A 13134-nucleotide genomic window follows, 5' to 3' on the forward strand; every position below is an offset into this window, starting at 1 on the left:
GCTAACCCCCGAGGCCGAGCTGCTCGCTGTAGAACAGGCCGAGACCGAACATGCAGCAGATGGCCGAAAGCAGCCAGAACCGGATGATGACGGTGGTTTCGGCCCAGCCCGCGAGCTCGAAGTGGTGATGGAACGGCGCCATCCGGAACAGCCGGCGCCTGGTCGTGCGGAACACGGCGATCTGCGCGACCACCGAGATCATCTCGACCATGAACAGACCGCCGATGACGATGGCGAGCAGTTCGGTGCGGGTGGTCATCGACAGACCGGCGACGAGGCCACCGAGGGCCAGCGAACCGGTGTCCCCCATGAAGATCTTCGCCGGTGCCGCGTTCCACCACAGGAAGCCGACACAGGCTCCCGTCGCCGCGGCGGCCACCACGGCCAGGTCCAGCGGGTCACGGACGTCGTAGCAGGCGGCTTGCGGGGTGACCGCGCACGAGAGGCGGGTCTGCCAGAAGGCGATGACGACGTAAGTCGCCAGCACCATCGCCGCGGTGCCGCCGGCGAGACCGTCGAGGCCGTCGGTGAAGTTCACCGCGTTCGACCAGCCGGAGATCACGATGTAGCAGAAGATCACGAAGAACACCGACGGGAAGGTGATCAGCGCGAGGTCCCGCACGTAGGACAGGCTCTCCGACGCCGGGGTGAGCCCGCGTTCGTCGGCGAACTGCAGCGCCAGGATCGCGAAGGCGATCGTGACCACGAGCTGGCCGACCAGTTTCGCGGTCTTGTTCAGGCCGAGGTTGCGCTGCTTGCGGATCTTGATGAAGTCGTCGAGGAAGCCGACGAGCCCGAGGCCGACGGCCAGCAGGAGGACCAGCAGCCCCGAGGCGGACGGGCCGCCGGTGCCGTTGCCGCCGCTGAGCGCGCTGATCAGATGCGCCACGAAATACCCGACGACCATCGCGACGATGATCGCGACACCACCCATCGTCGGGGTACCGCGTTTGGATTTGTGTCCCTGCGGTCCTTCCTCCCGGATCTCCTGGCCGAAGCCCTGCCGGGAGAACACCCGGATCAGATAGGGAGTGAGGAGGATGGAGACCAGCAGGCCCGCCGCGGCCGCGATCAGGATGCTGATCACGCGTCACCACCGTTCGAGCGTTCGTGAGAGGGGGAAAGGGATTCAGCGTCGGTCACGGGAGCGGCGAGCACGGCGTCGGCGACTCGCCACAGGGCGGCGGCCTTGGACGCCTTCACCAGCACCACGTCTCCCGCGCGGAGCTGATCATGCAGCAGGGCGATGGCGGCCTCGACGTCGGGTACCAGTACCGACTCCTCGCCCCAGGAACCCTCCTGCTGCGCGCCCTGATGGGTCGCCGCGGCCGCCTGGCCGATGACGACGAGCTTGTCGATGTTGAGCCGGACGACGAGCCTGCCGATGCCGTCGTGGGCCTCGACCGAGTTCTCGCCGAGGTCGCCCATCACGCCGAGTACCGCCCAGGAGCGGCGGTTCGCGCTCATCGACGCGAGCGCCTTGAGCGCGGCCCGCATCGACTCGGGGCTGGCGTTGAAGGAGTCGTTGAGGACCGTGACGCCGTCGGCGCGGGTGGTGACCTCCATGCGGCGTTCGGAGCGCCGTTCGAGACTGGACAGGCGGGCCGCGACCTCCTCGACCGTCGAGCCCATCTCCAGTGCCACGGCGGCCGCGCTGAGCGCGTTCGCGACGTGGTGTTCGCCGTAGAGCGGCAGCTTGACCGGCGCTTCGCCGTTCGGGGTGACCAGCCGGAACGACGCGCGCGCTTCGCCGTCGAGAGTGATGTCGGCCGCGCGGACCTGCGCGGACTCGCTCTCGCCGACGAACACGACCCGGGCCTTCGTCCGGCTCGCCATGGCCGCGACGTACGGGTCGTCGAGGTTCAGGACCGCGACACCGCCGTCTTCGGCGCTCGGCAGCGCTTCGACGAGTTCACCCTTGCCCTTGGCGATGCCCTCGCGGGAGCCGAACTCGCCGACGTGGGCGGTGCCGACGTTGAGCACGACCCCGATCCGCGGCGGCGCGATGGCCGCCAGTTCGGCGATGTGGCCGGGCCCGCGGGCGGAGAGCTCCAGTACGAGCTGCCGGGTCGAGTCGTCGGCCCGCAGCGCCGTCCAGGGGTGGCCCAGTTCGTTGTTGAACGATCCCGGCGGCGCCACCGTCGGGCCGAGCGGCTCCAGCAGCTGGGCGATGATGTCCTTGGTCGAGGTCTTGCCCGCCGAACCGGTGACCCCGACGACGGTCAGGTGGTCGCCGGCGAGCTTCTGGATCACGTGCCGGGCGATCTTGGCGAGCGCGGCCAGCACCGCGGCACCTGCCCCGTCCTTGTCCGAGACCAGCGCGAAGGCGCGCTCGTGCCCCTCGCCGGCCTCCAGCGGCGGGACGATCACGGCCGGGGCGTCGACCTCGCGGGCGGCGAGCACCGCGACGGCGCCCGCCTCGACGGCCCGCGCGGCGAAGTCGTGGCCGTCGACCTTCGCCCCGGGCAGCGCGATGAACAGCCCCCCGGGAGTGACCTCACGGGTGTCGAATTCGACGCTTCCGGTGACCTCGGCGGTCCCGTCGGTCCGATGCAGCCTGCCGCCGACGATGGCGGCGATCTCGGCCAGGCTGAGCACGATCACTCTGACTCCAGACGTCTGCGGATGGCGGAGGCCAGCTCTTCCCGGTCGGAGAACGGGTGCACCACACCCTGGACCTCCTGGCCGGTCTCGTGGCCCTTGCCCGCGATGAACACGATGTCGCCGGGCCGGGCCAGCTCGACCGCGTGGATGATGGCTTCCCGGCGGTCGGCGATCTCGACGATCTCGCCGCCGAGGGCGGGGCCGGCATTGCGGGCGCCGGCCAGCATCGCCGCCCGGATCGCGGCCGGGTCCTCCGAGCGCGGGTTGTCGTCGGTCACGATCAGGACCTCGCTGCGCCGGACCGCCGCCTCGCCCATCACCGGGCGTTTGGCGGTGTCGCGGTCCCCGCCGCAGCCGAGGACGGTGATGATCCGGCCCTCGGTGCGGGCACGCAGCGCGTCGAGCCCCTGCGCGACGGCGGCGGGCTTGTGCGCGTAATCGACGACGGCGGTGAACGACTGGCCGAGGTAGACCCGCTCCATCCGGCCCGGCACCTCGACCGCGGCGAGCCCGGCGACGATGGCGTCGAGCGGGACACCGGCGGTGTTCAGGATCGCGGCCGCGAGCACGGCGTTCGCCACGTTGAACTCACCCGGCAGCGGGATCTTCGCCGAAGCGGTGAGGCCGTCGGGTCCGTGGAGGGTGAAGGTCTGCTCCCCCGCCGGGGTGGGGGTCAGCTCGGTGGCGCGCCACAGCGCGTCCGTCCCCGGCTCGGTGGACACGGTGACCGTGTGCGGGGTGAGGAGTGCCTGGCCCCAGGCGCTGTCGACGACGACCACCTCGGCGGTGGAACGGCCGTCGAACAGTAGCGACTTGGCGGCGAAGTACTCCTCCATGTCCTTGTGGAAGTCCAGGTGGTCCTGGGAGAGATTGGTGAAGGCGCCGACCGCGAAGCGCGTGCCGTTGACCCGGCCGAGCGACAGCGCGTGGCTGGAGACCTCCATCGGCACGTGCGTGACGCCTCGCTCGACCATCACCGCGAGGAGGGCCTGCAGATCCGGTGCCTCGGGGGTGGTGAACCCGCTGGCCAGCCGCTCGCCCGCGATCCGCGTCTCGACCGTGCCGATCAGCCCGGTGGTGAGCCCGGCCGCCTTGAGCCCGGCGTCGACTAGGTACGACGTCGTGGTCTTGCCCGACGTCCCGGTGATCCCGAGGACGGACAGCTCCAGCGACGGCTCGCCGTAGATCCAGGCGGCGATCTCGCCGAGGGCGGCCCGCGGGTCCGGGTGCACCAGGATCGGCACGCCGGCGTCGCGGAGCACCGGGCGCTCGGCGCCGGCCTCGTCGGTGAGCACGGCGGCGGCGCCGGCCGCGATCGCCTGGTCGCTGAAGTCCGCGCCGTGGGCGCGGGCACCGGGCAGCGCGGCGAAGAGGTCACCGGGGAGGACGTGCTGCGCGCGCAGCGTGCTGCCCGTGACCGTCAGCTCGGCCGCGGCCGGGTAGTCGTCGCCGCCCACCACCAGCCGCGCGCCCGCCCTGGCGAGCAGCGTGCCCAGCGGCATCGGCTCGATCCTGGCCGGGCGAGGGGGTGCGGCGACGGCCTTGACCGGGCTGTCCGGGACCTGGGCAGCCGACGCGCCGGACCCGCTTTCGACGGCGGGACCGCTGCGGGGATCTGAAGTAGGCACCGACACAGCAAAGGAGGTTACCGGCGCGGCATTCGGGTGACTGAAGCGGTGCGGGGTGTGAGCGCGGCGATCATGCTCGTGGTATTGGGTTTCGCGGGCTCTCCTTGGCACGCAAGGGCTTCCGACTGTCGCTTGAGGACTTCGCCCTTCTCCGGCCGACGTTCCCGCACGGTGCTCAGCGCGGAGACCCGTTCACGCACAGCGACGATCACTTCTCGGTGCCGGGCCGCTCAGCCGTGGTACCCGAAGCCGCAACTCGCGTGTCCGGGGCGGTAACTCGCGTGTTTGAAGGCGTAACTCGCGTGTCTCCGGGCGTATGACCGAGTTACGCCTTCAATCACGCGAGTTGCGCCTCCAAGCACGCGACTTACGCCTTACATCACGAGAGGACCAGCGGAACCTGGGGCGACGGGCCGTCCGAAAGCGGGATCTGGAACCGCTGCGCCAGGTACGCGGCCACCGAGTGGAACAGCGGCGCGGCCGAGAGCCCTTGCTGCAGGGTGGCGTCCGGGGCGTCGAGCCGGATGCCGACCACGAAGCGCGGGTTGTCGGCGGGCAGGATCCCGGCGAAGGTGATGTTGTACAGGTGGTTGCTGTACGTCTTCGTCTGCGGGTCGACCTGCTGGCCGGTGCCCGTCTTCCCCGAGATCTGGTAGCCCTCCAGCGCCGCCTTCGGCCCGGTGCCGCTCTGCTGCCCGCGGCCCTTCTGCGTGACGGCGCGCATCATGTCGCGCACGGTCTTCGCCGCCTGCGGGCTGATGACCTGGACGGTCTTCGGCGCCGGTTCGGGGACGACGGTCCCGTCCGGGTTGACCTTCGCCTTGACCACCCGCGGTTCCACGCGCAGCCCGTCGTTCGCGATGGCCTGGTACATCGCGGCCATCTGCACGACGGTCATCGAAAGCCCCTGCCCGATCGGCAGGTTTCCGAAGGTGGTGGCCGACCACTGGTTGCGCGGCGGGACGACACCCGGGCTCTCGCCGGGGAGGCCGAGACCCGTGCGCTGGCCGAGCCCGAACTTCTTAAGCAGGTCCGCGTACCGGTCCTCGCCGAGTTTCTGCGCCAGCAACAGGGTGCCGACGTTCGACGACTTCGCGAAGATCCCGGTGGTGGTGAACTGCTGCGTGCCGTGATGCCAGGCGTCCTTGACGATCTTGTCCGCCACCTGCAGCGAGCCCGGCACCGGCAGGGACGCCTCCGGCGTGGTGATCCCCGCGTCGATCGCGCCGGCGGCGGTGACGATCTTGTTCACCGAACCGGGTTCGAACGGCGTGGTCACCGCGCGGTTGTTCAGGTTCTCCGTCTCGCTGCGCGAAGCCGGGTCGTTGAGGTTGACCGTCTTGTCGTTGGCCAGCGCGTAGACCTCGCCGGTCTTGGAGTCCAGGATGACCGCCTGGCCGCCCTTGGCCTTCGACTTGACGACGTAGTCGCTCAGCTGCCGCTGCAGTTCGTACTGCAGGTCGGTGTCGATCGTGAGCTGCAGGTCCGAACCGGGGACGGCGTTCTGGATGTCCCGTTCGGTGCCGGGGATGACGAGGTTGTCGTTGCCGTTCCGGGTGTTGACGATCTTGCGGCCCGGTGTTCCGGCGAGATCGTTGTCCCGCGAGGCTTCGAGGCCGTAGCCACCGTGCAGGTTGTGCTTGGAGACGTCCTTGTCGTCGGTGCGCCAGTTCGCGTAGCCGACGATGTTGGCGCCGATCGAGTCACCGGGGTATTCCCGCTTCGAGCGCTTCTCGACGCTGATCCACGGGTATTCCTTGACGATCGCCTCGGCGACCGAAGGTTCGATGTCGTGGACCAGGTAGGTGAACCCGTCCGGCTTGTGGAACTTGTCCAGCAGTTCCTTCTCGGTGATCACGCCGGGCAGCTTGGCCGCGATCAGCTTCGCCGCGCCCGCCACCTCGGACTCGAAGTTCTTGCCCTTGGTGGGGTTCTTCGCGGCGAAGTCGTCCATCGTCTTGCGGACCCAGTTCAGGCTCACGGCGAGCGTGCGCACCTCGACGCTGAACGCGATCTTCGTGCCGTTGCGGTCCAGGATGGACCCGCGCTGCGCGGGACTTTCGATCACCGACGTCCGCTGCCGTTCCGCGGCCTCGGAGAGCGCGCCGGCCTCGAACCACTGCACCTGCACCAGTTTGAGGCCGGCGAGCACCATCACGACGATCAACAGGATCCGAACGCCGGTGAACCGGCTCCGGTTCCCGCCGTTGCCCCGGCGGGCGGTGGCACGACGGGTCCCAGCGGCGTAGGTCCGCCGAGCGCTCCCCGCCGACCGGGCCCTGGACTGCGCCGGGCGGCCGGGCGACATCACTGACCTCCCTGCGCCGGGGCCGCGTTCTCCTGCGGTACCGCGGGCTGGTCGCCCTCGTACGGCGTGCCCTGCTGCGTTCCCTCGGCGGGCGGCGGCGCCGTGGACTCGGCCGACGCGGCGGGCGCTTCGGCTTCGGCCTTCTTCGGCTCACCGACCACAGTGGACTTCCCGTCCGGGCCGACCACGATATGCGCGGGGTCGCCGCCGGGCACCATGCCCAGTTCCCTGGCCTTGGGCGCCAGCGAAGCGGGCGACTCGGCCTTCGCGACCTCGCGCTGCAGCCGTTCCTTCGCCTCGGCGAGCCCGGCGTTGGTCGTGCGGAGTTGTTCGAGCCGGTACGAATCGGCGATGGCCTGCGTGGTCAGCCACAGCGTGCACGCCACGCCGACGGCCAGCATGCCCATCATCATCAGCACGAACGACGCCCGCGAACGCGGCCAGCGCAGGGAAAGCTTCTTCTTCGGCTCGTCCTTGCCCGCCCCGCCTTCCGCGTCGGGACGGTTCCGCTGCTGGTCTCGCTGCAGCAGGTCGGCGCGCTGGGCGCGACGGGCGTAGGCGCGTTCGGCCGCCGAAGTGCGGCCGCGGGAGGCACGGGTGGACTTCGTGGTCTCGGTGGTTTCGGGCGTCTGCTCGACCGTGCTGGTCGCGCGGGCACGCCGTCCGGGCGCCGGTGTCCGGCGGCCGCGGGACTTCGCGGGAGCGGTCATCGTGCTCGGTCTCCGATCCGTTCGGCGGCGCGCAGCCGCACGGAGGCGGCCCGCGTGTTCAGTTCGGTTTCCGCCTCGCCGGCCTTCTCGGCCCCTCTGGTGAGCAGTTTCAGTTCCGGGCCGTGGCCCGGCAGTTCCACCGGAAGCCCTTCCGGCGTCCGGGATTTCGCCAGTTCCGCGAAGGCCTGCTTGACCAGCCTGTCTTCGAGGGACTGATAGGACTCCACGACGATGCGGCCGCCGACGGCGAGACAGGACAGCGCCCTCGGCATCGCGCGCCGCAGCACTTCCAGCTCGCCGTTGACCTCGATCCGCAACGCCTGGAACGTGCGCTTCGCCGGATGCCCGCCGGTGCGCCTGCTCGCCGCGGGGACCGCGTCGTACAGCAACTCCACCAGACGCCCGCTGCGCGTGAAGGGTTCCTTCTCCCGTTCCGCCACAACGGCTTTGACGATCCGCTGGGCGAACCGTTCCTCGCCGTAGTCGCGCAGGATCCGGATCAGCTCGCCGGGGGCGTAGGTGTTGAGCACGTCGGCCGCGGTGAACCCGGTGGTCGGATCCATCCGCATGTCGAGCGGGGAATCCTTGGAGTAGGCGAAACCGCGCTCGGCACGGTCGAGCTGCATCGAGGAGACCCCGAGGTCGAAGAGGATCCCGTCCACTCTGGACAGTCCGAGACCCTGCAGCGCGGACGGCATCTCGTCGTAGACGGCGTGCACGAAGTCGACCCGGTCACCGTGGCGCGCGAGCCGTTTCGCGGAGAGTTCCAGCGCGTTGGGGTCACGATCGAGGGCGACCAGGCGCAGCAGAGGGAACGCGGTGAGCAGCGCGTCGGAATGACCGCCGAGTCCGACGGTCGCGTCGACCAGCACGGCCTCGCGGTCGGAGAAGACCGGCGCGAACAGCTCGACGATGCGGTCCAGCAGCACCGGTACGTGCTCGTGTTCGTCTGCCATGTCTTCCCCCCTTTCCTGTAGTGCCGGGGAAGATGCCGGATGCCGTCAGGTCCCTGTCCGCCCGCCTGCTGACCTGGTACCGGGGAAGGTGTACCAGGGCCACTGAGCGGACAGAGGCCTCACGGCATCCGTGTGGACGGTTTCCGGAGTGTCCGAAGCGTGAACCCGCGCCCCCCGACGGCGTGGGTGCTTCCTCGGCCACGTCTAGAAGACGCCCGGCAGAACTTCCTCTCGAGCCTTCGCGTAGCTGTCCTCGTGTTCGTCCAGGTAGCCCTGCCACGCTTGGGCGTCCCAGATCTCGAGCCTGGTGATCGCCCCGATCACCACGCACTCCTTGTTCAGCCCGGCGTAGCGTCGGAGCTCGGACGCGATCGCGATACGTCCTTGCCCGTCCGGGCGTTGTTCGTCCGTCCCGGCGAAGAGATAACGCTGGTAGGCCCGGACCGCCTCGTTGGTGAACGGGGCGTCGGCGACCTTCCTCGCCATCTGCTCGAACTCGGCCCGGGGAAAGACGAAGAGACAGTGATCCTGTCCCTTGGTGACCATCAGCCCACCGGCGAGCGCGTCGCGGAACTTCGCGGGCAGCGTGAGCCGCCCTTTGTCGTCCAGTTTCGGGGTGTGGGTGCCGAGGAACACCGGCTCCACCTCCCTACCGATCCCGGCTGCGAACAACCAGACTCGGCCACGGGGCTCCCTTCTGCCCCACTGCGCACCACCGTACCCCACTTTTCACCACAGTCAACGCGGCAAAAGCCGCGACCACTCCGTCGTGTCAGACGTTTTCGCTGGTCAGCCAGGTGGGGCCAGGTGGGGGCTCGGTGGGGGACGGTGGCCAAGATCCCCCTGGGCGGGTATCGAAGCAACCTCATCCATGCCTGAGACGTCCGGATATCGGCAGCCGGAACCCTGCTGTGGGGCGAAGTGGGGGTAAAAGTGGGGAATCCGGTGGGGCGCGGTGGAGACGCCCGGGGACACTGTGGAGGGTGACGTGGGGTCATCCCACGATCCGTGTCGACAAAGGACAGCGGTCCCGTCCTCGTGAGTGGTAAGGACGGTTCTAACCGTCCTTACCACTCACGAGACTCAGCACCGGCGATGTCACGGGACCGACCGGACGACATGCGTGATCCGGCGGACGACACGCGTGACTGGATGGACGACACGGGCGTGGCCGAGTTTCGGCGAGAGCCGTCCGCCCGATCACGCGTGTCGTCCGCCTGATCACGCGTGTCGTCCATCTGATCACGCGTGTCGTCCATCCAGTCACTCGAAACCGTCACCCGCGCACCGGCGGAACGTAGGTCAACGGCCGCGCTTGCGGCGGCGGCACAACCTAGCGGTCCTCGTCCAGCAGCGAAGCCAGCCGCGCGGCCAGCCGGGGACCGTCCACAGGGGACACGTTCACCCACGCCTGCCCGCCGCGCCCCTCGGTCCGCGCCGCGCAGTACGCGCCGACGTCGGTGTCGAACCAGGTCAGCCCGCCGGCCCGGTGCGCCCGGCCGTCTCGGCCGCGGGTGCGCACGGTGAACTGGCCCGCGCTGTAGACGGGCCGCGCCTGGATCGCGAGCACCTCGCGCAGCTGACTGTCCGAAGCCGACGATCGCCCGCCGTCGCCGAACACCGGGTCCTCCAGGTCGTCGCCGAACCGCGCAGCGGGGAGGCTGACCCCGTAGCCGGGGCCGGGCCGCAGTTCGGGCAGGACGTCGACGATCGCGGCGAACACCTCGCCGTCGGTGATCCCGGACAGCGCGATGGTCTGTTCCGGCTGCGTGGCCAGCACACCGTGCCGTCCGCGCGCGGCCGCGACCGCCCGGAACGGCTCCTGAGCGGTCATGTCGGCCAGCGCTTCGCATTCGACATAGACCTCGGCGCGCGCGAGCAGGTTCAAGCGCGCTTCGAGGGCGGCGTCGAGGCGGTCCCCGTCATAAAGGCCCCGTTCGGCGAGGTTTTCGTAGACCGCGCCGCGGATCTCGGCGCGTTCCGCTTCCGTGACACCGACACTGCGGACGGACAGCGGCCAGGGTGGGGCCGCGTGTCCCAGGTCGGACCAGAGGACGTCGAACGCCGACGCGGAAACGCGGATCAAGACCGCCCCAGCTCGGGCGGCTTCCCGAAGGAGACCTGCGGGGTCAGCGAACGCAGGGAGGCATCCCGGGTGTTCATGACGTCGACGGCCTTGCGCCGCGCCTCCTCGGCCTCCGCGTGCTTGGCCTCCATCTCGTCGGCGAGCGCGGCGAGGAGCGCGAGATTCCCTCCGGCCGCGGCGCCGCGGATCATCGCGCCGGGGTCGTAGTCCACCGGTGGCGGCATGTCGGCACGGGCCCGCGCCGCCACTTCGGCCTGCCCGGCGACGGCCTGCCCGAGCGCGGCGGAGATGTCCGCGGACCAGGTCAGCCAGCCGGACGCGGTGGCCAGCACACCCCGGAGCGCGTCGCCCGCTTCGCCGCGCCAGTTCTCTTCACTGCTGCCGACCAGCCCGGCCAGTTCGGACGTCGCGTCGTGCATGCGCCGCGCGAGCGCGTCCCAGGCGGCGCCGATCCCTCCGGCCGCCTCGGGATCGTTGCCCGCTTCGACCTCGGCGGCCAGCGCTTCGTGGCTGTAGGCCTCGTACCGCGTGGCCGCGACCGGGACCTCGCGCCCCGGCGTCTCTCCTTCAGGCACGGCAGTTCTCCTAAGGCAGTTTGGGTTCGGCCAGTCCCGCCACCTTCACCGCACGCTCGCAGGCGAGCGGGGTGTCGGTGAAGTTCGTGTTGCTCACGTCGATCTGCACGCTCCCCTTCTCCCCCATGCCCAGCAGGATCGCGCAGGTCCCGTCGGCGGCCTTCTTGTCGGCGACCTTGAGCGCTTCCCGGCCGCCGACCTTGGTCTTGGTGGCGGTCTTGCGCGCGACCTCGAGATCCCTCAGTCCGTTGCGCTCGTCCACGGTGATGGTGACGCCGAAGGTCGCGGGCACCGTCCAGTCGCAGGCGCGGGCGCCGTTGATCTCCTTCGCGACGCCGAGCACGTTCAACCCGGCCGTCGACCGGTCCTGCGGGCCGAGCAGCGCGCACGGATCCAGCGCGGCAGGCGGGACGACGACCCGGGACGAACCGCCGGTCACCACCACCTTGGTGGACGGAACCGGCGCCTGCCCCGCGGCCCCTTGCCCGCAGGCGGACACGGTCAGCAGGACGAGGACACCGAGCGCGGCAAGGCGGGGGTTCATGGGGTCAGCCGCCGACACAGTCCACGTCCGCCGCTGCTTGTTCATCCTGTCGGGTGTACTTCGCCAGGGCCTTCTCGATCCGGTTCTTGAGCGCCTCGAGTTCCTTGCCGAACGCGGTGAGCGCCTCGACCGCGGAGCCTTCGGCCCCGATCCCGTACTGCGCCATGAACCTGCCGACCTCGTCCGCGTATCCCCCGCCGAGGGGAACCGTGCGGCCGAGCACCTTGGCCTCGCGGACCATCTGGCCGACCACGTCTTGCAGGGCGGAGATCTTCGCGTGGGCGTCGGCGGCCAGCTCCGGCGCGACCGCGAACCCGCTCAGGTCGAACCGGGGCTTGGCGGTACTCACCTCGCTCATATGCGATTACGCCTCTCCGTAGTCGAGCGACCTCGCACCGGAGCATACGACAAAACAAGGCGTCAGCGGGAGCACCTGAAAACGCGCTCACCTCACCCGATCGAGGTAAGGTCTCCGGTTGCACAGAGTCATCGACTGGGGTTGGCGGGGTTCCCCCCACGAGTTCGCCCGAGTTTGACACACTTCGTGGGAGGCTGACCGCTGCCCGGGGGACTGAAACGGTCCGGCAGAGGACCCAGCGGAAATCCAGCCACGCGGCATCAGGAGGTCGAGTGACGTCGAGAATCCAGTCTGCGACGCCCGGCGAACACCAGGGCGAGCAGGCAACCGGGCAAGCCCCGTACCCCACGGGCGCCGCCTCGGTCAGCGGCCGGCAGAACGGCCGTGAAGCCCCAGCGTCGCTGGACGAACTGCACGAGACCGCGCGGCGGATCGCCGCCAACGTGGAGCGGGTGCTCGTCGGCAAACCCGACGTCATCCGGATCGCGCTCGTGACCCTGCTCGCCGAAGGCCACCTCCTGGTCGAAGACGTCCCCGGGGTCGGCAAGACCTCGCTGGCGAAGGCGCTGGCCCGCTCGATCGACTGCACCGTCAGCCGGATCCAGTTCACCCCCGACCTGTTGCCCAGCGACGTCACCGGGGTGTCCATCTACAACCGGCAGAGCGGCGAGTTCGAGTTCCGTCCCGGCCCGGTGTTCGCGAACATCGTCGTCGGCGACGAGATCAACCGCGCCTCGCCGAAGACACAGTCGGCCCTGCTCGAATGCATGGAAGAGCACCAGGTCACCGTCGACACCTCGACATACCACCTCGAAGAGCCGTTCATGGTGATCGCCACCCAGAACCCCATCGAGATGGAGGGCACCTACGCGCTGCCCGAGGCCCAGCGGGACCGGTTCACCGCGCGGGTGTCCATCGGCTACCCCGACCAGCAGGCCGAGCTGGCCATGGTCGACGAGCACGCCGGGCACAACCCGCTGGCCGACCTCGAGCCCGTCTCCGACCGCCAGTCGGTGCAGCGGCTGATCGAGACGGTGCGGTCGGTGCACATGTCGCCGGAGATCCGCCGGTACGCCGTCGACCTGGTGGCCGCGACCCGTCAGGTGCCGGAGATCCGTCTCGGCGCCTCGCCGCGGGCGACCCTGCAGCTGGTCCGCGCGGCCCGCGCGCAGGCCGCGCTTTCGGGCCGCGAGTTCGTCGTCCCGGACGACCTGCACACGGTCGCGGTGCCGGTGCTGGCGCACCGCATGGTGCTCACCACGGAGGCGCACGCCGCCCGCCGATCGGCCACCGACGTGGTCCGCGCGATCCTGCACCGCGTCCCCGTTCCGCAGGGCTCGAACCACCGCTGAGTAAGGAAAAGGG

12 protein-coding genes are annotated in these 13134 nt (G+C 70.0%); 1 reads left to right on the forward strand and 11 read right to left on the reverse strand.

What is annotated here, in order from left to right:
- Position 1 precedes the first annotated feature (1 nt).
- The 11 genes from mraY to H4W30_RS28420 all read right to left on the reverse strand — a co-directional run bounded on the left by mraY (position 2) and on the right by H4W30_RS28420 (position 11769).
- Positions 2–1087 (reverse strand): phospho-N-acetylmuramoyl-pentapeptide-transferase, encoded by a 1086-nt coding sequence (mraY, locus tag H4W30_RS28370; RefSeq protein ID WP_016332673.1) that lies wholly within the window; start codon positions 1085–1087, stop codon positions 2–4.
- The gene (locus H4W30_RS28375; protein WP_192745609.1) at positions 1084–2604 is read right to left on the reverse strand and encodes a UDP-N-acetylmuramoyl-tripeptide--D-alanyl-D-alanine ligase; all 1521 of its coding nucleotides are present in this window, start codon (positions 2602–2604) and stop codon (positions 1084–1086) included. Before H4W30_RS28375 ends, mraY begins: the two co-directional genes overlap by 4 nt.
- Entirely contained in the window at positions 2601–4106 is a 1506-nt protein-coding gene (locus H4W30_RS28380; RefSeq protein WP_192746846.1) for a UDP-N-acetylmuramoyl-L-alanyl-D-glutamate--2,6-diaminopimelate ligase, read from the reverse strand. Before H4W30_RS28380 ends, H4W30_RS28375 begins: the two co-directional genes overlap by 4 nt.
- Before the next feature lie 505 nt (positions 4107–4611).
- On the reverse strand, positions 4612–6540 hold the full coding sequence (locus tag H4W30_RS28385; protein WP_192745610.1) for a peptidoglycan D,D-transpeptidase FtsI family protein: 1929 nt from the start codon (positions 6538–6540) through the stop codon (positions 4612–4614).
- Positions 6540–7250, reverse strand: coding sequence for a hypothetical protein (locus tag H4W30_RS28390; protein ID WP_192745611.1), 711 nt, complete (start codon positions 7248–7250; stop codon positions 6540–6542). The genes H4W30_RS28385 and H4W30_RS28390 overlap by 1 nt, the downstream gene beginning before the upstream one ends.
- On the reverse strand, positions 7247–8206 hold the full coding sequence (gene rsmH, locus H4W30_RS28395) for a 16S rRNA (cytosine(1402)-N(4))-methyltransferase RsmH (protein WP_192745612.1): 960 nt from the start codon (positions 8204–8206) through the stop codon (positions 7247–7249). Before rsmH ends, H4W30_RS28390 begins: the two co-directional genes overlap by 4 nt.
- A gap of 204 nt (positions 8207–8410) precedes the next feature.
- Entirely contained in the window at positions 8411–8842 is a 432-nt protein-coding gene (gene mraZ, locus H4W30_RS28400) for a division/cell wall cluster transcriptional repressor MraZ (protein WP_005156436.1), read from the reverse strand.
- 697 nt (positions 8843–9539) lie between these two features.
- Positions 9540–10292, reverse strand: coding sequence for an ESX secretion-associated protein EspG (locus H4W30_RS28405; protein WP_192745613.1), 753 nt, complete (start codon positions 10290–10292; stop codon positions 9540–9542).
- Positions 10289–10867 carry a PPE domain-containing protein gene (locus H4W30_RS28410; protein ID WP_192745614.1) on the reverse strand — a complete coding sequence of 193 codons (579 nt, stop codon included), beginning with the start codon at positions 10865–10867 and terminating at the stop codon, positions 10289–10291. The genes H4W30_RS28405 and H4W30_RS28410 overlap by 4 nt, the downstream gene beginning before the upstream one ends.
- Before the next feature lie 10 nt (positions 10868–10877).
- Positions 10878–11411 (reverse strand): DUF3558 domain-containing protein, encoded by a 534-nt coding sequence (locus H4W30_RS28415; protein WP_225949898.1) that lies wholly within the window; start codon positions 11409–11411, stop codon positions 10878–10880.
- Between the two features lie 4 nt (positions 11412–11415).
- The gene (locus H4W30_RS28420; RefSeq protein WP_126734978.1) at positions 11416–11769 is read right to left on the reverse strand and encodes a hypothetical protein; all 354 of its coding nucleotides are present in this window, start codon (positions 11767–11769) and stop codon (positions 11416–11418) included.
- A 272-nt stretch (positions 11770–12041) separates the two neighbouring features.
- Here H4W30_RS28420 and H4W30_RS28425 point away from each other — a divergent pair, with 272 nt between their 5' ends.
- A complete protein-coding gene (locus tag H4W30_RS28425) occupies positions 12042–13121 on the forward strand; it encodes an AAA family ATPase (RefSeq protein WP_192745615.1) in 1080 nt (359 codons plus the stop codon).
- The last annotated feature ends 13 nt before the right edge of the window (positions 13122–13134 follow it).

The sequence above is a fragment of the Amycolatopsis roodepoortensis genome (assembly GCF_014873915.1).
GTDB classification, from domain to species: domain Bacteria; phylum Actinomycetota; class Actinomycetes; order Mycobacteriales; family Pseudonocardiaceae; genus Amycolatopsis; species Amycolatopsis roodepoortensis.